This window comes from Cupriavidus respiraculi (assembly GCF_914271545.1).
GTDB classification, from domain to species: domain Bacteria; phylum Pseudomonadota; class Gammaproteobacteria; order Burkholderiales; family Burkholderiaceae; genus Cupriavidus; species Cupriavidus respiraculi.
The window spans coordinates 1-17705 of the sequence record NZ_CAJZAH010000005.1; the positions used below are offsets into that span (position 1 = coordinate 1).

Sequence of the window (17705 nt, forward strand, 5' to 3'; positions counted from 1 at the left end):
GCTCAGGCCGCCGCGCCGCGCCAGCCCGAGGCCAGACCCGCAACGGCCACGCCCGTGCCGGCGGCACCGGCCGCCTACGCGCCCATGTCGCCCGCACGGGCGGCGCTGGCCGCCGCGCGGCAGGCATCCGCGGGGCGCGCGGGCGGTGCCCGTCCGTCGGCCAATGCCCCGGCCCCGGCACCCGCCGCGGCGGCACGCCAGTCCGCGCAGCCCCTGCGGCCCACGCCCGCGGCGCCGGCCGCCAGGGCCTCGCAGCCGGTCCCGGCGCCGCAGGCGCGTCCCGCACAGCCCGCATCACAGCCCGCATCACAGCCCGCAACGCAGCCCGCAACGCAGCCCGCATCCCAGCCCGCACCCGCCCAGAAACGCAGCCCGGCCGCCGATACGTCGGACGTGCCGCCGTGGGAGGTGGCCGGCGGCAGCGATGTGCCGCCGTGGGAGGAGTTGCCGCCTGACCTGCCGATCATCGGGCCGTACGACATGGAGCCGGCATTCGCGCCGCCGCCCGCGTCGCGGCCCATGCCCGCGCCGCGGGCCGAAGCCGTGCCGGCGGCGCGGCCGGTTCCGCAACCTCGCTCGATGCCGGATGACGGCGCGACGCGGCCAGCCGAACCGCAGGCCCCGGCACGCGCGGCCACGCCGGCCGCCGCGCCCGCGCCCGCCGACGATGGCACGCCGCCCGTGTTTACCGGCGAATGGCCGGCGCTGGCCGCCAGCCTGCCGCTGAAGGGGCTCGCGCAGCAGCTGGCCTATCAGAGCGAGCTGACCGCCGTGGTCGGCCGTACGATCACGCTGCGCGCGCCCGTTGCCGCAATCACCGAAGGCGGCACCGTCGAGCGCCTGCAGCAGGCACTCACCGATCATTTCGGCGTGCCGGTGCGCGTGCAGTGCGAGGTCGGCGCGGTCGCGCAGACCGCCGCCGCCGCCGATGCGCAGGCACGGGCCGAGCGCCAGCGCGAGGCGGAGATCACCATCGACAACGATCCTTTCGTTCAGGGCCTGTTGCGCGAATTCGGCGGGCAGATCGTGCCCGGCTCGATTCAGCCGCGGGCGGCCTGAACGCCATGGACCGAGCAGGCGCACCCGCCGCCGGTCCCGAACCCATCCATCCCATACCAGGAGAGACGCCATGATGAAGGGCCAGATCGCCGGGCTGATGAAGCAAGCCCAGCAGATGCAGGAAAACATGAAGAAGATGCAGGAAGAGCTCGCGCTGATCGAGGTCGAGGGCCAGTCCGGCGCCGGCCTGGTCAAGGTGGTGATGACCTGCAAGAACGACGTGAAGCGCGTGACCATCGATCCGAGCCTGGTCGCCGAGGGCGAGGACAAGGAACTGCTGGAAGACCTGGTGGCCGCCGCGTTCAACGACGCGGTGCGCAAGGCCGAGGCCACGACGCAGGAGAAGATGGGCTCGATGACCTCCGGCCTGCCGCTGCCCCCGGGCTTCAAGCTGCCGTTCTGAGCTGGCGCCGTTGCCTCTGAATCCCCATAGCGCGAGCGCGGTCTCGCCGCGGCGTCCACTGCGATGAAGGCCCCGACCCCGACCTCCCTGCAGGCCCTGATCGAGGCCCTGCGCGTCCTGCCGGGCGTGGGGCCGAAGTCGGCCCAGCGCATGGCCTACCACATGCTGCAGCATGACCGGGAGGGCGCGCGCCGCCTGGGCGACGCGCTGCGCGGCGCGGCGGACGGCATCCGCCACTGCATGCGCTGCAATACCTTTACCGAGCGCGAGATCTGCGAGACGTGCCTGGACGAGCGGCGCGACGCCACGCTGCTGTGTGTGGTGGAGACGCCCGCCGACCAGGCCATGATCGAGCAGACGATGACCTACCGCGGCCAGTATTTCGTGCTGATGGGCCGGCTCTCGCCGCTCGACGGCGTGGGCCCGCGCGAGATCCATCTGGACCGGCTGCTGGCACGCGCCACCGATCCCGAACTCGGTGGCCCGGTGTCCGAGGTGCTGGTCGCGACGAACTTCACCAGCGAGGGCGAGGCCACCGCGCACTATATCGGCGAGATGCTCAAGGCCCGCGGCCTGAAGGTGTCGCGGCTGGCGCGCGGCGTGCCGGTGGGCGGCGAGCTGGAGTACGTCGATGCCGGCACCATCGCCCGCGCGGTGATGGACCGCCGCACGCTATGACGCGCCCGCCGGCGGCCTGTCGCGATGCCCGCGACCGCTGCCACGCCCGCACCATCGCCCCATGAATCTCGCCCGCTTCGATCTCGTCACGCTCGGCCTGTTCGTTGCCGTCGCGCGCCAGGGCAGCATCTCGGCCGGCGCGCGCCAGTCGCATCTGGCGGTGGCCGCGGCCAGCAAGCGCATCTCCGATCTGGAGACCGCGGTCGGTGCGCCGCTGTTCTTCCGGCACGCCGCGGGGGTCCAGCTGACCGAGGCGGGGCAGGCGTGCTTCCACCATGCGCTGACCATCCTGCAGGACGTGGAGCGGATGGCCGGCGTGATGTCGGACTATGCGTCCGGCGTGCGCGGCCAGGTGCGCGTCTGCGCCAATACCTCGGCCATCACGCAATTCCTGCCGGACGACCTCGCCGCGTTCATGCAGCTGCATCCCACCATCCGCATCGAGCTCGAAGAGCAGAACAGCAGCGATATCGTCGCGGCGCTGGTGGAGAACCGCGCCGACGTCGGCATCTTCGCCGACCGCACCCCGTGCGCGGGACTGGTCACCGTGGAATACCGGCAGGACGAACTGGTCATCATCACGCCGCCCGGCCATCCGCTGTCGGGGCGGGGACCCGTGCGCTACGCCGATACGCTCGAATACGACTTCGTCAGCCTGCCGCAGGTCACCTCGCTGGCCGCGCGGCTGCTCGAGGAAAGCAGCCGGCTGGACCGGCCCTTCCGGCTGCGCATCCAGGTGCGCAGCTTCGATGCGATGTGCCGCATGGTGATGGCGCGGCTGGGCGTGGGCGTGCTCCCGCGCATCGCTGCCGAACCCCATGTCAAGTCGATGGGCCTGTCGCTGGTCGCGCTGCAGGACCCGTGGGCGCGCCGCTCCCTGCTGATCGGCATGCGCGATCCCGCCGCGCTGACGGTCTCCGCCCGGCTGCTGATCACCCATCTCTGCGGCGACCGCGCGCCGTTCTAGGCGGCGGGCCCCGATGGCCCTGGGTGGCTTTCGCGTTACGAGAAAGCCCGCTTCTCCGATTGGCGATTCCCGCCACCTCCCCGCTGCGGCACACTCCGTCAAAACCCGCGTGGCGGCATCGCACACACCGCGACAGCCCGCCAACGCCGGACCCCACAGCCATCGCACGGAGACAACCCCATGGCGCGACAGATTCTGGAAGGCATCCGGGTGCTCGAGCTCGGACAGCTGATCGCCGGCCCCTTCGCCGCCAAGACGCTGGCCGACTTCGGGGCCCATGTCATCAAGGTGGAGCCGCCCGGGCAGGGCGATCCGCTGCGCAAATGGCGGATGCTGTACGAGGACACCTCGGTCTGGTGGGAAGCGCAGTCGCGCAACAAGCAGTCGATCTGCATCGACTTGCGCAGCCAGGAAGGGCAAGACGTGGTGCGTAAGCTGGCCGCCGAATGCGACGTGCTGATCGAGAACTTCCGCCCCGGCACCATGGAGAAATGGGGCCTGGGGTGGGACGCGCTGCATGCCGCCAATCCGAAGCTGATCATGGTGCGCGTATCGGGCTACGGCCAGACCGGTCCCAAGCGCGACGAACCGGGTTTCGCCGCCGTGGCCGAGGCCATGAGCGGCCTGCGCCATCTGACCGGCGAACCTGGCCGCCCGCCGGTGCGCGCGGGGTTGTCGCTGGGGGACACCATCGCCGGCCTGCACGGCGCGCTGGGCGTGCTGCTCGCGCTGTACCAGCGCGATGCGCGCGGCGGCGAAGGGCAGGTGATCGACGTCGCGCTGTACGAATCGCTGTTCAACCTCAGCGAAAGCCTGCTGCCCGAGTATTCGGCCTTCGGCGCGGTGCGCCAGCCCGCTGGTGGCGCGCTGCCCGGCATCGCGCCGTCCAACGCGTATCCCTGCGCCAGCGGCGAATACGTGCTGGTGGCGGCCAACGGCGATGCCATCTTCAAACGGCTGATGCTGGCGATCGGCCGCGCGGATCTGGCCGAGGACCCGGCGCTGGCGCGCAACGATGGCCGCGTGCGCCGCGTCGACGAGATCGATGCCGCCATCGCGGCATGGACGCGCACACAAACGGTGGAGGCCGCGCTGGCGGTGCTCAAGACGGCCGAGGTGCCGTCCGGCCGCATCTATACCGTCAAGGACATCGCGGAGGACCCGCACTACCGTGCCCGCGGCGTGATCGAGAGCGTCACGGCCGCGAGCGGGCTGACCGTGGAAGTGCCGGGCATCATCCCGAAGCTGTCCGCCAACCCGGGCGCCATTCACGATCGCGGCCCGACGCTGGGCGAGCACACCGATGCGGTGCTGGCCGAAGCCGGCTTCGACGCCGGCACCATCGCCGATCTGCGCGCACGCGGGGTGGTGGCATGAACGACATCAGACCAGCCGGCAGGGCCGCGGCATTTCCGCTGCGCGGGCCCGCCCGCATCGAGATCAACGAGGTGGCGCCGCGCGACGGCCTGCAGATCGAGCCCGTCGTGGTGCCCACCGATGCGAAGGTCGCGTTCGTCGATGCGCTGGCCGCCTGCGGCTTCGCCCGCATCGAGGCCACCTCGTTCACGTCCGCCAAGGCGATCCCCGCGCTGGCCGACGCCGAAGCCGTGATGCACCGCATGCAGCGCGTGCCCGGCGTGCGCTACACCGCGCTGGTGCCCAACCTGCGCGGGCTGGAGCGCGCGCTGTCGTGCCGGCCCGACGAGGTCAATCTCGTGATGTCGGTCAGCGAGACCCACAACCGCGCCAACCTGCGCATGACGCGCGAGCAGTCGCAGGCGCAGCTGCTGGCCATGACCGGGGCGGCCACTGCCGTCGGCGTGCCGGTCAATGTCTCGCTGTCCACCGTGTTCGGCTGTCCCTTCGAGGGCGACATCGAGCCTGATGCCGTGATGGCGCTCGCCCAGCGCTTCGCCGGGGCCGGCGTGGCCGGTATCACGCTGTGCGACACCACCGGCATGGCGTATCCGAACCAGGTGCGCGCGCTGTGCGAGACGTTCCAGCAGCGCTTCCCCAAGGTGGGGCTGACCATCCATCTGCACAACACGCGCGGCATGGGGCTTGCCAATGCGCTCGCCGCATGGGAGGCGGGCGTGAGCCGCTTCGACGCGGCCGCCGGCGGACTCGGCGGCTGCCCCTATGCGCCCGGCGCCAGCGGCAATGTCGCCACCGAGGAGCTGGTGCATATGTTCGACGCGATGGGCGTCGATACCGGCGTGGACCTGGAGCGGCTGCTCGGCATGGTGGCCGCGCTGCCGCAGCTGGTCCAGCGCGACATCGGCAGCCAGCTGCTGCGCGCCGGCACCCGGCTGCGCACGCACCAGCCGCCGGCCTGGCTCGCGGAGCATTTCGCCGGACAACCGTGATTTCGCGCCTGGCTCGCCGGCGCACCAAGTAGTCGAGCACAACAACAAACACAGGGTCATCAGGAGACAACACATGTCCAAGCAGCAGCCTTCGCACGTCCAGCAAACCCGCACCGGCGCAGCGGTGGTATCCCGCCGCCGCGCCCTGTCCACGGTCATGAGCGCGGCCGCGCTGGCCGCCATGGGCCTGGCCGCGTCCGGCGCCTCGGCGCAGGACGGCGCCTATCCGAACAAGCCGGTCACGCTGATCGTGTCCGCGGCCGCCGGCGGCACCACCGACATCGCGGCGCGCATGATCGCCGAGCCGCTGAGCAAGGCCCTCGGCCAGCCCGTCGTGGTGGACAACCGTCCGGGCGGCAACGGCGGCATCGCCGCCAGCGCGGTGCAACGCGCCAAGCCGGACGGCTATACGCTGCTGGTGCAGTACTCGGGCTTCCACGTCATCACGCCGCTGCTGATGAAGAACCTGCAGTGGGATCCGGTGAAGGACTTCGCGCCGGTGGCGAACCTGCTGTCGGCGCCCCAGGTGCTGGTGGTGCGGCCCAGCCTGCCGGTGAAGTCGCTGAAGGAACTGGTGGCCTACGCCAAGGCCAATCCCAACAAGCTGAACTACGCCTCGTCGGGCAACGGTTCGCTGCAGCATGTGTCCACCGAACTGCTGAACCAGATGGCCGGCATCAAGATCACGCACGTGCCGTACAAGGGCACGGGCCCGGCGATGACGGACCTGCTGGGCGGCTCGGTGGACCTGACGATCACCACGCCGCCCCCGCTGATCCCGCATATCGCCGCCGGCAAGCTGCGTCCGCTGGTGGTCACCAGCAAGAGCCGCATCCCCAGCCTGAACGACGTGCCGTCCGCGCCCGAGGCAGGCTATGCGGATCTGGACGTGTCCTCGTGGTTCGCCATGTACGCGCCGGCCGGCACGCCCAAGGCGGTGGTCGACAAGCTGGCCGGCGATATCGAGGCCATCATGCGCACGGACGCATTCCGCAAGAAGGCCGAGACGCTGGGCGCCGAAGCGAAGTTCATGGGCCCGCAGCAGCTGGACCAGTACCAGCGCGCCGAACTCACGCGCTGGGGCAAGGTGATCAAGTCCGCCGACATCCAGGCCGAATAAGCGGAAGGGCCCTCGCGGGCCCGCATGCCGGGCCGGGCGTGGCCGCTAGGTATTGATCCCGATGCGGCGAACGAGCGCTTGCGGGTAGCATCGCAACGAGCCGCATGGCGGCGCGACACGAGACACGCCCGGCCTTTCCCTCGGACCGGGAGCGAAGAGGCAGGAGACAACATGTACAACAAGAAATTCTGGAAGCAGGCGCTGATCGCGCTCGCGCTGTTCCTGGCGGGCTGGTTCACCTTCGGCGGCTTCGCGCACGCGCAGGGCAAGCCCGAGAAGACCAAGGTCACCATCGCGGTGGGCGGCAAGAACCTGTTCTACTACCTGCCGCTGACCATCGCCGAGCGCCTGGGCTACTTCAAGGAAGAAGGGCTGGACGTCGAGATCGTCGACTTCGCCGGCGGCGCCAAGGCGCTGCAGGCCGTGGTCGGCGGCAGCGCGGACGTGGTCTCCGGCGCCTACGAGCACACCATCAATCTGCAGGGCAAGGGCCAGCAGTACCAGGAATTCGTGCTGCAGGGCAGGGCGCCGCAGATCGTGCTGGTGGTGTCCAACAAGACCATGCCCAACTTCAAGTCGATCGCCGACCTGAAGGGCAAGAAGATCGGCGTGACCGCGCCCGGTTCGTCGACCAACATGATGGCGAACTTCGTGCTGGCCAAGGCCGGGCTGAAGCCGTCGGACGTGTCGTTCATCGGCGTGGGCGCGAGCGCCGGCGCGGTGGCCGCGATGCGCTCGGGCCAGATCGACGCGATGGCCAACCTCGACCCGGTGATCTCGATGCTGACGCAGAAGAACGAGGTGCGCATCGCCTCGGACACGCGCACGCTGAAGGACACGCAAGCCGTGTTCGGCGGCAACATGCCCTCGGGCTGCCTGTACGCGTCGACCGCCTTCATCCAGCAGAACCCCAACACCACGCAGGCGCTGACCAATGCCATGGTGCGCGCGCTGAAGTGGCTGCAGAAGGCGGGCCCGTCGGACATCGTCAAGACGGTCCCCGAAAGCTACCTGCTGGGCGACCGCGCGCTGTACCTGTCGGCCTGGGAGAAGGTGCGCGAGGCGATGTCGCCGGACGGCATGATGCCCGCCGACGGTCCGCGCACCGCGCTGAACACGCTGCAGCAGTTCGACGCCGAGCTGAAGGGCAAGACCATCAAGCTGGAAAACACCTTCACCAACAGCTTCGTGCAGAAGGCGAACGCCAAGTACAAGTAATACGCGCGGCGCCGATCCGCGGCCGGACGACAGGGCCCGCTCTTGATACGGCGGGCCCTTCTGTTTCCCGCGGGGCGCCTTTGTATCAGACAACGCCGCGCCCCTGGGCGGCGAGGCACGACGACGGTCCGCCATGAGCACTTCCGCACCTGTATCCGCTGCATCCCCCTCCCATGCCACGCCCGCGCTGTCCCTGGACAACGTCACCTGTACCTTTGTCTCGCGGGAAGACCGCAGCCAGCGCTATACCGCCGTCAAGGACGTCACGCTGCACGTGGCGCCGGGCGAGTTCGTCTCGGTGGTGGGGCCCACCGGTTGCGGCAAATCCACGCTGCTCAATGTCGGCGCCGGACTGCTGCAGCCCTCGTCGGGCGAGGTGCGCGTATTCGGCGAGCCGCTGGTCGGCGTCAACAAGCGCGCCGGCTACATGTTCCAGTCCGAGGCGCTGATGCCGTGGCGCAGCGCGCTGGACAACGTGATCGCGGGCCTGGAATTCCGCGGCGTCGCGCGCGCCGAGGCAGTGAGGGAAGGCGAGGAATGGCTGCGCCGCGTGGGGCTGGGCGGCTTCGGCGACCGCTATCCGCACCAGCTCTCCGGCGGCATGCGCAAGCGCGTGAGCTTGGCGCAGACGCTGGTGCTGGATCCGGACATCATCCTGATGGACGAACCGTTCTCCGCGCTGGACGTGCAGACCCGGCAGCTGATGGAGAACGAGGTGCTGGACCTGTGGGCGGCCAAGCGCAAGGCGGTGCTGTTCATCACGCACGACCTGGACGAGGCCATCGCCATGAGCGATCGCGTGGTGGTGCTCTCTGCCGGACCGGCGACCCATCCCATCGGCGAGTTCGACATCGATCTGCCGCGCCCGCGCGATGTGGCCGAGGTGCGCAACCAGCTGCGCTTCGTCGAGCTGCACGCGGCGATCTGGGACGTGCTGCGCGAGGAAGTGCTCAAGGGCTATGCACAGCAGCGCAAGGCCGCCTGAGCCCGCGACCGCGAACACGGCGGCAGCTGCCACGGCAGCGACAACGACAACGACAACGGCAACGACGACAACAACGATAACGGCCGCGACGGCCGCAACGGCGAATTCCATGGCATTCCGATCCGACTCCAAGTTCATGCTGCGCGTGTGGCAACTGCTCGTCCTGGTGGCGATCCTGGGCGCATGGCATGCGTTCACGCGCTCGCAGCAGGTGTCCTTCTTCTTCGGCGAGCCGCTGGTGGTGGCGCAGCGCATCTGGAACTGGTTCGTCGTCGAGCGCGATATCTACATCCATCTCGGCGTAACGCTGCTGGAAACCGTGCTGGCCTTCGGCATCGGCACGGTGGCGGGGCTGGGCGTGGGCCTGTGGCTGGCGCTCAGCCCGCTGACCTCGGCCATTCTCGATCCCTACGTGAAGGCGATGAACTCGATGCCGCGGGTCATTCTCGCGCCGATCTTCGCGGTGTGGTTCGGCCTGGGCATCTGGTCCAAGGTGGCGCTGGCCGTCACGCTGGTGTTCTTCATCGTGTTCTTCAACGTCTACCAGGGCGTCAAGGAAGTCAGCCCGGTGGTGCTGGCCAACGCGCGCATGCTGGGCGCCAACCAGAAGCAGCTGCTGCGCCATGTCTATCTGCCCAGCGCGACGAGCTGGGTGTTCTCGTCGTTGCATACGTCGGTGGGTCTGGCCTTCGTGGGTGCCGTGGTCGGAGAGTATCTGGGCTCCGCGCGTGGCGTTGGCTATCTGATCCTGCAGGCCGAAGGCACCTTTGACATCAACACGGTCTTCGCCGGCATCGTGGTGCTGACCGCCTGCGCGCTGGTGCTGGACTGGATGGTGGGCATCGCCGAGCGGCGGCTGATGAAGTGGCAGCCGAGCAGCGGGGAAACGGAAAAGCTGTAGGGCGCCCGGCGGGGCGCTGTCGCCCGCGGGGACTATCTCCTTGCGCGGCGTGGGGTCATGCGGGGACTAAGGGTATTCCCTATAATCGGCCGGACGTGCTGCGCGGCGCCCCTGGGGCGCCGCCAGCGACCCCGACCGCTTCCCCCCAAACACGGCCCCCCCGATGACTTCTTCGCTGTTCCAGCCCGCGCAAGCGGGCGCCGTATCGTTGCCCAACCGCGTCCTGATGGCGCCGCTGACCCGCTCGCGGGCCGGCCAGCCGGGCGATGTCCCCACCGACCTGAACGTCGAGTACTACGTCCAGCGCGCCAGCGCCGGACTGATCGTGACCGAGGCCACGCAGATCTCCCGCCAGGGGCAGGGCTATGCCTGGACCCCGGGCATCTATACCGATGCGCAGGAAGCGGGATGGAAGCGCGTGGTGGACGCCGTGCATGCGCGTGGCGGACGCCTGTCGCTGCAGTTGTGGCACGTGGGCCGGATTTCGCACAGCCTGCTGCAGGAGAACGGGCAGGCGCCGGTGGCGCCGTCCGCGTTGATCGCCGAGAACTCGCAGTGCTTCGTGGTGCAGCCCGACGGCACGCCGGCCAACGTGCCGACGGAAACGCCGCGCGCGCTGGCCACCGACGAACTGCCCGGTATCGTCCTGCAGTACCGCGATGCGACCCGCCGCGCGAAGCGCGCGGGCTTCGACCTGGTGGAGATCCACGCCGCCAACGGCTATCTGCTGAACCAGTTCCTCGCGACGGGGAGCAATCAGCGCACCGACGCCTACGGCGGCTCGCTGGAGAATCGCGCGCGGCTGGTGCTGGAGGTGGTGGATGCCGTCGCGGCCGAGATCGGTGCCGATCGCACCGGCATCCGGCTGTCGCCGCATTTCTCGGGGCATGGCATGGTCGACGACGAGAGCGAGGCCATCACCCTCTATCTGGCGCGCGAGTTCACGCGGCGCGGCCTTGCCTATCTGCATATCGCGGAGCCCGACTGGGCTGGCGGGCCCGACCTGACCGACAGCTTCCGCCGCCAGTTGCGCGAGGCCTTCGGCGGCCTGCTGATCTTCTGCGGCAAGTACGACCGCGACAGCGCCGCGGCGCTGATCGATGCCGGCATCGGCGACGCCGTGGCCTTCGGCCGCCCGTTCATCGCCAATCCGGACCTGGTCGAGCGCATGCGCCGGGATGCGCCGCTGAACAAGCCCGACCGCAACACCTTCTACGGCGGCGGCGCCGAGGGCTATACCGACTACCCGGCGCTGGCGGCCTGACGTCGGGCCTGATGCGCGTCGCGGGGACGTCCGATTTCCCCGCGCGCGCACCGCGTCAAACGCAGGGTCAGGGCACGATCACGATCTTGCCGGTGACCTTGCGCGCCTCCATGTCCTTCAGCGCCTGCGTGGCCTGCTCCAGCGGATAGCGGGCCGAGATATGCGGGCGGATCTTGCCCTCCTGCATCCAGCCCAGCATCTGCGCCATATTGGCCTGATTCGCGCGCGGCTCGCGCCGCACGAACTCGCCCCAGAACACGCCCACCAGCGAGGCGCCCTTGAGCAGCGCCAGGTTCAGCGGCATCTTCGGAATCTCGCCGTTGGCGAAACCCACGACCAGATAGCGTCCGCGCCAGCCAATGGAGCGGAAGGCCGGCTCCGCGTACACGCCGCCCACCGGGTCGTAGACCACATCGGGGCCCTTGCCGGCGGTCAGTTCCTTCACCCGCTCGCGCAGGTCCTCGGTGCTGTAGTTGATCAGCGCATCCGCGCCGTGCTCCTTGCACACCGCGAGTTTCTCGTCGGTCGAGGCCGCGGCGATCACGCGCGCGCCGATGGCCTTGCCGATCTCGATGGCCGCCAGGCCCACGCCGCCCGCGGCGCCGAGCACCAGCATGGTTTCGCCGGCCTTGAGCTCGCCGCGGTCGACCACGGCGTGGTGCGAGGTGCCATAGGTCAGCGTGAAGGCGGCGGCGGTCTCGAAATCGATGCCCGGCGGCATCGGCACCACGGCCTTGGCCGGAGCCTTGGCCTGCGAGGCGAACGCACCGTTGCCCAGGTAGGCGATGACCTTGTCGCCCGGCTTGAACTGCGTCACGCCTTCGCCGACGGCGCTGATCACGCCGGCCAGTTCGGAACCGGGAGAGAAGGGCAGTTGCGGCTTGGCCTGGTACTTGTTCTGGATGATCAGCACGTCGGGAAAATTGACCCCGGCCGCCTTGACGTCGATGACCACTTCGTCCGGACCCGGCACGAGGTCGGGCAGCGTTTCCAGAACCAGCGAATCGGGCGGACCCCAGGCTTTGCACAGCACGGCTTTCATCTTGTCTCCTCGGATAGTGGTTGTTTGCGCGCCGCAACGCAGGCGCGCGGGCCGATCAAGTGTAGCGCACAAAAGTACGACCGTTCAGTTCGGTGAGAGGCGCGCCGGAAGCGGCCGCGCGGTGCGCTGGCGCGCCTTTCGCGCGTGGCGCGGCGGCATTGGCGGGGTTTGCCTCAGGTACAATCGCGGCCATGCATATCCTTCTCGCAAACGATGACGGTTATCTGGCGCCAGGACTTGCCGTCCTGCACGCCGCGCTCGCGCCGCTGGGTCGCATCACGGTGATCGCGCCCGAGCAGAACCATAGCGGCGCCTCGAATTCGCTGACGCTGCAGCGTCCGTTGTCGATCTTCGAGGCCACCGAAGGCGTGCAGAAGGGCTTCCGCTTCGTCAATGGCACTCCGACCGACTGCGTGCATATCGCGCTGACCGGCTTGCTCGACGAAAAGCCCGACCTGGTGGTGTCCGGCATCAACCAGGGGCAGAACATGGGCGAGGACGTGCTGTACTCCGGCACCGTCGCCGCCGCCATCGAGGGCTTCCTGCTGGGCATTCCATCGATCGCCTTCTCGCAGCTGGACAAGGGCTGGGAACATCTGGACGCCGCCGCCCGCATCGCGCGCGGCATCGTCGAGCGCGCCATCGCCGCGCCGATGCCCGAGCCGTTCCTGCTCAACGTCAATATCCCGAACCTGCCGTTCGAACATATCAAGGGCCATCGCGCCACGCGGCTCGGCAAGCGCCATCCGTCGCAGCCCGTGATCGCGCAGGTCAATCCGCGCGGCGAGACCAACTACTGGATCGGCCCCGCCGGCGACGCGCGCGATGCCAGCGAGGGCACGGACTTCCATGCGACCGCGCAAGGCTACGTGTCGCTGACCCCGTTGCAACTCGACCTCACCCATCGCGCCGGGCTGGAACAGATCAGCGCATGGCTGAAGTAAGCCGGTCCGCCATGCGCGCAGCGCCGATACCGTCGCCATGAGTTCGGACTCGCGTCGAAACAAGTGGCCGTTGCCGCTGGACGCCGTCGTCGAGCGCAAGCCGGCGCCGGCGCGCACGGCCGGCCTGCCGGCAGTGGGTGCCACCCGCAAGCCGACCGCCGCGCCGGCACCGGCACCGAAGCCGCGCGCGGCGTCGAGCCCCGCCAAGCCCAAGCCGGCCGCCCCGGCCCCCGCGCCGGCCAGCGCGGTGCTGGCCAAGGCGAGCGCCGCCAGCGCGGGCGGCGGCGGCATGGCCTCGGACAGGGCGCGCGGCGCCCTGGCGGCGCGCCTGCGCGCCGGCGGCATACGCGACGAACGGGTATTGGGCGCGATCGGCACGGTGCCGCGCCATCTGTTCGTCGAGCCCGGCCTGGCCTCGCAGGCGTACGAAGACGCCGCGCTGCCGATCGGGCATCAGCAGACCATCTCCAAACCGTCCGTGGTGGCACGGATGATCGAACTGCTGCGCCATGGGCTGGCGCCGGGGCAGCCGCTGGAGAACGTGCTGGAAATCGGCACTGGATGCGGTTACCAGGCCGCCGTACTTAGCCTGGTGGCGCGCGATGTGTTCTCCATCGAACGGATCCGGCCGCTGCACGAGCAGGCCAAGGCGAACCTGCGTCCTTTACGCCTGCCCAATCTGCGGCTGCACTATGGCGATGGCATGCTGGGCCTGCCGCAGGCGGCCCCGTTTTCATCCATCATCCTGGCGGCGGCCGGCATGGAAGTGCCGGAGGCGTTGCTGGAGCAGCTCGCCATCGGCGGGCGGCTGATCGCCCCCGTGGCGGTGGCGCCCAGCGCCGGGCCGGGACAGGCGGGAACGCAGCAGTTGCTGTTGATCGAACGGCGCGCGCGTCACCGTTTTCACCGTACCGCGCTTGAAGCCGTTTTCTTTGTGCCATTAAAATCGGGCACCACCTGAGTCGAACTATGCACAACATCGTGATTTCGCAACCGATTGCGCAACGTCTGGCACGTGCCGGGCAGTTGGCCACCGTTTCCTCGCTGGTCGCCCTGCTGGCCGCGTGCGCGTCGTCGCCCATGCCCGCCCCGGTGGTCGACCGCACCACCGGCGGCACCGCCGCGGCCCCGGCCCCGCTCGAGCCCGCGCCCCCCGGCTTCTACCGCGTCAAGCGCGGCGATACCCTGTACCGGATCGCGCTCGAGAACGGGCAGTCCTATCGCGATGTCGCGAGCTGGAACAACATCGTCAACGCCAATCAGATCGAGGTTGGCCAGTTGCTGCGCGTGGTCCCGCCCGGTGCCGAGGTCAATGCGGCCACCGGCGTAGCCACCATGCCGATAGCGCCGGGCAGCGTGCAGGCCCAGCCGATCGACCAGGCCACGCCAGCCGCCACGCCGATGCCGTCCGCGCCCGTCGCCACCACCCCGTCCACGCCGCCGTCCGCGCCTGCCGCGGCCTCGGCCCCCGCGGGCGAGGGCTCGGTCGCGCTGGCCTGGCCGGCGACCGGCCAGCTGCTCGGCCGCTTCGATGACAAGGGCAACAAAGGCATCGATATATCGGGCAAGAAAGGCGATGCCGTGCTGGCCGCGGATGACGGCCGCGTGATTCACGTCGGCCCCTTGCGCGGCTACGGGAATCTTGTCATCATCAAACACAACGAGACTTTTCTTACTGCCTACGGCCACAACGAAAAGGTTCTGGTCACCGAGCAATCGACGGTCCGCAAGGGCCAGAAAATTGCGGAAATGGGCAACACTGATGCCGATCGCGTGAAGCTGCACTTCGAGGTACGCAGAAACGGGAAGCCGGTTGATCCGATGCGGTACTTGCCGCCACAGTGAGGGTTCATGCCACGCCAGAAAACTGTCTCCTCCGGAAATACCACACGGACCCGCCGTGCCAAGGAACCGGAAGTCCGCTCTGGTGTGGCACAGTCCGAGGTTGAGATCGACGGCTTCGACGGCGATCTCGCGGCGGACATGGTCCCAGTGACCGACGAACCCATCGCGCCCGGCGCCTCCGTCGCCGAACTGCGCGAAGCCGATATCCTCGCCGACGACGCCGGCTCCGCCCGCGATGACGACGACGGCGACGACGATGCGGACGAGGACGAAGCCACGGCCGAGCCGGCGGCCACCGAACACGAGGAATTCCGCAGCGCGCTCCATACCGAGCTGGCCGCCGATACGGTGCAGCACTACCTGAACCGCATCAGCATCAAGCCGCTGCTGTCCGCGCCCGAAGAACTGCATTTCTCGACCCTGGCCAAGGACGGCGATTTCTCCGCGCGCCAGGTCATGATCGAGCGCAACCTGCGGCTGGTGGTCAGCATCGCGAAGGGCTATCTGAATCGCGGCGTGCCGTTGCTCGACCTGATCGAGGAAGGCAATCTCGGCCTGATGCACGCGATCGAAAAATTCGATCCCACGCGCGGGTTCCGCTTTTCCACCTACGCCACCTGGTGGATCCGCCAGAGCATCGAGCGCGCGATCATGAACCAGGCGCGCACGGTACGGCTGCCGGTCCATGTCATCCGCGAACTGAATCAGGTACTGCGCGCCAAGCGGCATCTGGAGAAGGGCGGCACCGACGGGCGCGACGCCAGCCTCGAGGACATCGCGCACCTGCTGGGCAAGACGCCCGACGAGATCCAGGATGTGCTCGCGTTGAACGAGCACACCACCTCGCTCGATACGCCGTTCGACCTGGACCCGGGCTCGAGTCTTCTGGACTTTCTCTCCGACGAACACAATGCCGCGCCCGATCAGGAAGTCGCGCACCGCGAACTCGAAAACCTGATGAAGCTCTGGCTCGCGCGCCTGTCGGAGAAGCATCGCTACGTGGTGGAGCGCCGTTTCGGCCTCAACCATATCGAACCCGCCACGCTGGAAGAGCTTGCCGAGGAAATGGGCCTGACACGCGAGCGCGTGCGCCAGATCCAGCAGGAAGCCCTCGTCAAGCTGAAGCGGCATTTCGCCTCCCAGGGCGTAAGAAAGGACGCTGTTCTATGACGCCTGTGCTGGTCTTCGACATCGAGACCATTCCCGATGTCGCCGGCTTGCGCCGTCTGCACGACCATCCCGATTCCCTCAGCGATGCCGACGTGGCGGAGCTCGCCTTCGCGGCGCGCCGCGAAAAGACCGGCAGCGATTTTCTGCCGCACTACCTGCAACGGGTAGTGGCCATTTCCTGCGTACTGCGCCGGAACCAGCGCGATGGCACGGCGGTATTCCATGTCGGCTCGCTCGGCTCCGAGGAAGATGGCGAAGCGGCGCTGATTCAGAAGTTCTACGAATTGATCTCGCGCTACAGCCCCCAGCTCGTGTCGTGGAATGGCGGCGGGTTCGATCTGCCGGTGCTGCACTATCGCGGCCTCGTCAATGGCGTGGTCGCGCCGCGCTATTGGGAGATGGGCGAGGGCAGGGACGACGACAGCCGCGACTTCAAGTGGAACAACTACATCAGCCGCTACCACATGCGGCATCTGGACCTGATGGACCTGCTGGCGATGTACCAGCCGCGCGCCAGCGCGCCGCTGGATGACCTGGCCAAGCTGTGCGGCTTCCCCGGCAAGATGGGCATGGACGGCAGCAAGGTGTGGCAGGCCTTCCAGGACAATCAGCTCGCCGATATTCGCGCCTACTGCGAGACGGATGTCGTCAACACCTATCTGATGTACTGCCGCTTCCAACTGATGCGCGGCGGCCTGACGCCCCAGGAGTTCGATCTCGAGATGGAACTGGTGCAGCAGACGCTGGCCGAGCTGCCCGGCTCGCAGTGGATGGAATATCTGCGCGCGTTCCGGCTCTCGCCGATGCACGTCGAGACGGAAGAAGATTGAGCCCCGGCGGCCGCCGCGCGCCCGCCGTTGTCCGAAGCCGCTAGCGCTCCAGCGAGATCGTCAGATGCACGGGCTGATGGTCCGATGCATCGGTTTGCGCATTGACCTCGCATCGCTCGATGCCCGCTTCCAGGTCCTCCGTCACGAACATGAAGTCGCAGGCGAACGGTGGCTGGGGCCATTGCTCCTTGTCGTAGAGACCGCAGGTGGGCGCGTGCGCAAGGTCGGGATGGGTATGGAGCCAGGCGTCGCGCCACCCCGGGATGCCCTCGTCGAACGGGGCAACCGTGCGCTGGTAGGCAACATCGTCCGGCCTCGCATTGAAATCGCCGCAGAGAATGGCCGACTGTGGCCGCGGCTCCGGCGTAAAGGGGCCCGGATAGCTTTCGCCTGGCGCGGGATGCAGCGCGCGTTGGCAAGCCTCCTCGTGCCAGCTACGCAGCGCCTCGGCCTGCGCGGTGCGCTGCCGCTCCGAGTAGTACTCCAGGTGGGTGCAGATGATGCGCACGGGCCGGATGCCCGCCAGCAGCGTGACTTCGAGCGCCACGCGCGGCATCGAGGCCACATGCGGGTCCACGGGCCACGGCAGCGGCCGCCGGAATACTTCCCGCACCGGCAGCCGGGTCGCGATCAGGTTGCCGAACTGCCGCGGCGTGCCGGCCTCGGAGCGCCGGTCCACGCCCGGCGCAAACAGGATCTCGTAGTCCGGCAGCAGTCCCTCCAGTTCCTCCACCTGGTCCCGGCCCGGCGTGCCGCGCAGTTCGGGAAAGCCGCGGGAGACCTCCTGCAGGCACAGCACATCGGCATCCGCCATGTCGCGCAGCGTGGCGACGGTACGGGCCAGGTCGACCCTGCCGTCGCAGCCGCGGCCCCATTGAATGTTCCAGCTGATCAGATCCATGTCATGCCTTCC

18 protein-coding genes are annotated in these 17705 nt (G+C 68.8%); 16 read left to right on the top strand and 2 right to left on the bottom strand.

Features of this window, described 5'->3' with window-relative positions; genetic code table 11:
- The 11 genes from LDO27_RS19840 to LDO27_RS19890 form a co-directional block, all read left to right on the top strand.
- Positions 1-1059: DNA polymerase III subunit gamma/tau C-terminal domain-containing protein (locus LDO27_RS19840; RefSeq protein WP_290368842.1), on the top strand; the 1059-nt coding region annotated here is incomplete at its 5' end.
- Between the two features lie 70 nt (positions 1060-1129).
- Complete coding sequence (locus LDO27_RS19845) at positions 1130-1462, top strand: YbaB/EbfC family nucleoid-associated protein (RefSeq protein ID WP_222203702.1); 333 nt, start codon at positions 1130-1132, stop codon at positions 1460-1462.
- A gap of 63 nt (positions 1463-1525) precedes the next feature.
- The gene (gene recR / locus LDO27_RS19850) at positions 1526-2140 is read left to right on the top strand and encodes a recombination mediator RecR (protein WP_222203698.1); all 615 of its coding nucleotides are present in this window, start codon (positions 1526-1528) and stop codon (positions 2138-2140) included.
- 61 nt (positions 2141-2201) lie between these two features.
- Positions 2202-3107 (top strand): LysR substrate-binding domain-containing protein, encoded by a 906-nt coding sequence (locus tag LDO27_RS19855; RefSeq protein WP_222203694.1) that lies wholly within the window; start codon positions 2202-2204, stop codon positions 3105-3107.
- A 180-nt stretch (positions 3108-3287) separates the two neighbouring features.
- Positions 3288-4484 carry a CaiB/BaiF CoA transferase family protein gene (locus LDO27_RS19860; RefSeq protein WP_222203690.1) on the top strand — a complete coding sequence of 399 codons (1197 nt, stop codon included), beginning with the start codon at positions 3288-3290 and terminating at the stop codon, positions 4482-4484.
- Positions 4481-5473 (top strand): hydroxymethylglutaryl-CoA lyase, encoded by a 993-nt coding sequence (locus tag LDO27_RS19865; RefSeq protein WP_224043629.1) that lies wholly within the window; start codon positions 4481-4483, stop codon positions 5471-5473. The genes LDO27_RS19860 and LDO27_RS19865 overlap by 4 nt, the downstream gene beginning before the upstream one ends.
- A gap of 157 nt (positions 5474-5630) precedes the next feature.
- Positions 5631-6593, top strand: a complete 963-nt coding sequence (locus LDO27_RS19870; protein WP_224043832.1) for a Bug family tripartite tricarboxylate transporter substrate binding protein — start codon at positions 5631-5633, stop codon at positions 6591-6593.
- 171 nt (positions 6594-6764) lie between these two features.
- Positions 6765-7811 carry an ABC transporter substrate-binding protein gene (locus LDO27_RS19875; protein ID WP_222203683.1) on the top strand — a complete coding sequence of 349 codons (1047 nt, stop codon included), beginning with the start codon at positions 6765-6767 and terminating at the stop codon, positions 7809-7811.
- Between the two features lie 133 nt (positions 7812-7944).
- Positions 7945-8796: an ABC transporter ATP-binding protein gene (locus tag LDO27_RS19880; RefSeq protein WP_224043631.1), complete on the top strand. Its 852-nt coding sequence runs from the start codon at positions 7945-7947 to the stop codon at positions 8794-8796.
- A 109-nt stretch (positions 8797-8905) separates the two neighbouring features.
- Positions 8906-9697 (top strand): ABC transporter permease, encoded by a 792-nt coding sequence (locus tag LDO27_RS19885; RefSeq protein ID WP_222203679.1) that lies wholly within the window; start codon positions 8906-8908, stop codon positions 9695-9697.
- Between the two features lie 163 nt (positions 9698-9860).
- Positions 9861-10961, top strand: a complete 1101-nt coding sequence (locus LDO27_RS19890; protein ID WP_222203677.1) for an alkene reductase — start codon at positions 9861-9863, stop codon at positions 10959-10961.
- A gap of 67 nt (positions 10962-11028) precedes the next feature.
- Here the strand turns inward: LDO27_RS19890 and LDO27_RS19895 are convergent, their stop codons facing one another.
- Positions 11029-12003 carry an NADPH:quinone oxidoreductase family protein gene (locus LDO27_RS19895; protein ID WP_222203675.1) on the bottom strand — a complete coding sequence of 325 codons (975 nt, stop codon included), beginning with the start codon at positions 12001-12003 and terminating at the stop codon, positions 11029-11031.
- A gap of 191 nt (positions 12004-12194) precedes the next feature.
- On the opposite strand from LDO27_RS19895, the gene surE reads away from it, so the two are divergent.
- Genes surE through LDO27_RS19920 form a run of 5 tightly spaced genes read left to right on the top strand, consistent with a single transcriptional unit; the run spans position 12195 to position 16792 of the window.
- Positions 12195-12947, top strand: a complete 753-nt coding sequence (gene surE / locus LDO27_RS19900; RefSeq protein WP_222203673.1) for a 5'/3'-nucleotidase SurE — start codon at positions 12195-12197, stop codon at positions 12945-12947.
- Between the two features lie 37 nt (positions 12948-12984).
- Positions 12985-13908, top strand: coding sequence for a protein-L-isoaspartate(D-aspartate) O-methyltransferase (locus tag LDO27_RS19905; protein ID WP_224043632.1), 924 nt, complete (start codon positions 12985-12987; stop codon positions 13906-13908).
- An 8-nt stretch (positions 13909-13916) separates the two neighbouring features.
- Complete coding sequence (locus LDO27_RS19910; protein ID WP_222203669.1) at positions 13917-14792, top strand: peptidoglycan DD-metalloendopeptidase family protein; 876 nt, start codon at positions 13917-13919, stop codon at positions 14790-14792.
- Positions 14793-14798: 6 nt separating this feature from the next.
- Positions 14799-15962 carry an RNA polymerase sigma factor RpoS gene (rpoS, locus tag LDO27_RS19915; RefSeq protein WP_224043633.1) on the top strand — a complete coding sequence of 388 codons (1164 nt, stop codon included), beginning with the start codon at positions 14799-14801 and terminating at the stop codon, positions 15960-15962.
- A complete protein-coding gene (locus tag LDO27_RS19920) occupies positions 15959-16792 on the top strand; it encodes a 3'-5' exonuclease (protein WP_222203663.1) in 834 nt (277 codons plus the stop codon). The genes rpoS and LDO27_RS19920 overlap by 4 nt, the downstream gene beginning before the upstream one ends.
- A 40-nt stretch (positions 16793-16832) precedes the next feature.
- On the opposite strand, the gene LDO27_RS19925 is transcribed toward LDO27_RS19920, so the two are convergent.
- On the bottom strand, positions 16833-17693 hold the full coding sequence (locus LDO27_RS19925) for an endonuclease/exonuclease/phosphatase family protein (protein ID WP_224043634.1): 861 nt from the start codon (positions 17691-17693) through the stop codon (positions 16833-16835).
- Positions 17694-17705 lie beyond the last annotated feature (12 nt).

Coding starts and splice junctions, on each gene's coding strand:
- LDO27_RS19845 (WP_222203702.1), top strand. CDS start 1,130: ATGATGAAGGGCCAGATCGCCGGGCTGATGAAGCAAGCCCAGCAGATG.
- recR (WP_222203698.1), top strand. CDS start 1,526: ATGAAGGCCCCGACCCCGACCTCCCTGCAGGCCCTGATCGAGGCCCTG.
- LDO27_RS19855 (WP_222203694.1), top strand. CDS start 2,202: ATGAATCTCGCCCGCTTCGATCTCGTCACGCTCGGCCTGTTCGTTGCC.
- LDO27_RS19860 (WP_222203690.1), top strand. CDS start 3,288: ATGGCGCGACAGATTCTGGAAGGCATCCGGGTGCTCGAGCTCGGACAG.
- LDO27_RS19865 (WP_224043629.1), top strand. CDS start 4,481: ATGAACGACATCAGACCAGCCGGCAGGGCCGCGGCATTTCCGCTGCGC.
- LDO27_RS19870 (WP_224043832.1), top strand. CDS start 5,631: ATGAGCGCGGCCGCGCTGGCCGCCATGGGCCTGGCCGCGTCCGGCGCC.
- LDO27_RS19875 (WP_222203683.1), top strand. CDS start 6,765: ATGTACAACAAGAAATTCTGGAAGCAGGCGCTGATCGCGCTCGCGCTG.
- LDO27_RS19880 (WP_224043631.1), top strand. CDS start 7,945: ATGAGCACTTCCGCACCTGTATCCGCTGCATCCCCCTCCCATGCCACG.
- LDO27_RS19885 (WP_222203679.1), top strand. CDS start 8,906: ATGGCATTCCGATCCGACTCCAAGTTCATGCTGCGCGTGTGGCAACTG.
- LDO27_RS19890 (WP_222203677.1), top strand. CDS start 9,861: ATGACTTCTTCGCTGTTCCAGCCCGCGCAAGCGGGCGCCGTATCGTTG.
- LDO27_RS19895 (WP_222203675.1), bottom strand. CDS start 12,003: ATGAAAGCCGTGCTGTGCAAAGCCTGGGGTCCGCCCGATTCGCTGGTT.
- surE (WP_222203673.1), top strand. CDS start 12,195: ATGCATATCCTTCTCGCAAACGATGACGGTTATCTGGCGCCAGGACTT.
- LDO27_RS19905 (WP_224043632.1), top strand. CDS start 12,985: ATGAGTTCGGACTCGCGTCGAAACAAGTGGCCGTTGCCGCTGGACGCC.
- LDO27_RS19910 (WP_222203669.1), top strand. CDS start 13,917: ATGCACAACATCGTGATTTCGCAACCGATTGCGCAACGTCTGGCACGT.
- rpoS (WP_224043633.1), top strand. CDS start 14,799: ATGCCACGCCAGAAAACTGTCTCCTCCGGAAATACCACACGGACCCGC.
- LDO27_RS19920 (WP_222203663.1), top strand. CDS start 15,959: ATGACGCCTGTGCTGGTCTTCGACATCGAGACCATTCCCGATGTCGCC.
- LDO27_RS19925 (WP_224043634.1), bottom strand. CDS start 17,693: ATGGATCTGATCAGCTGGAACATTCAATGGGGCCGCGGCTGCGACGGC.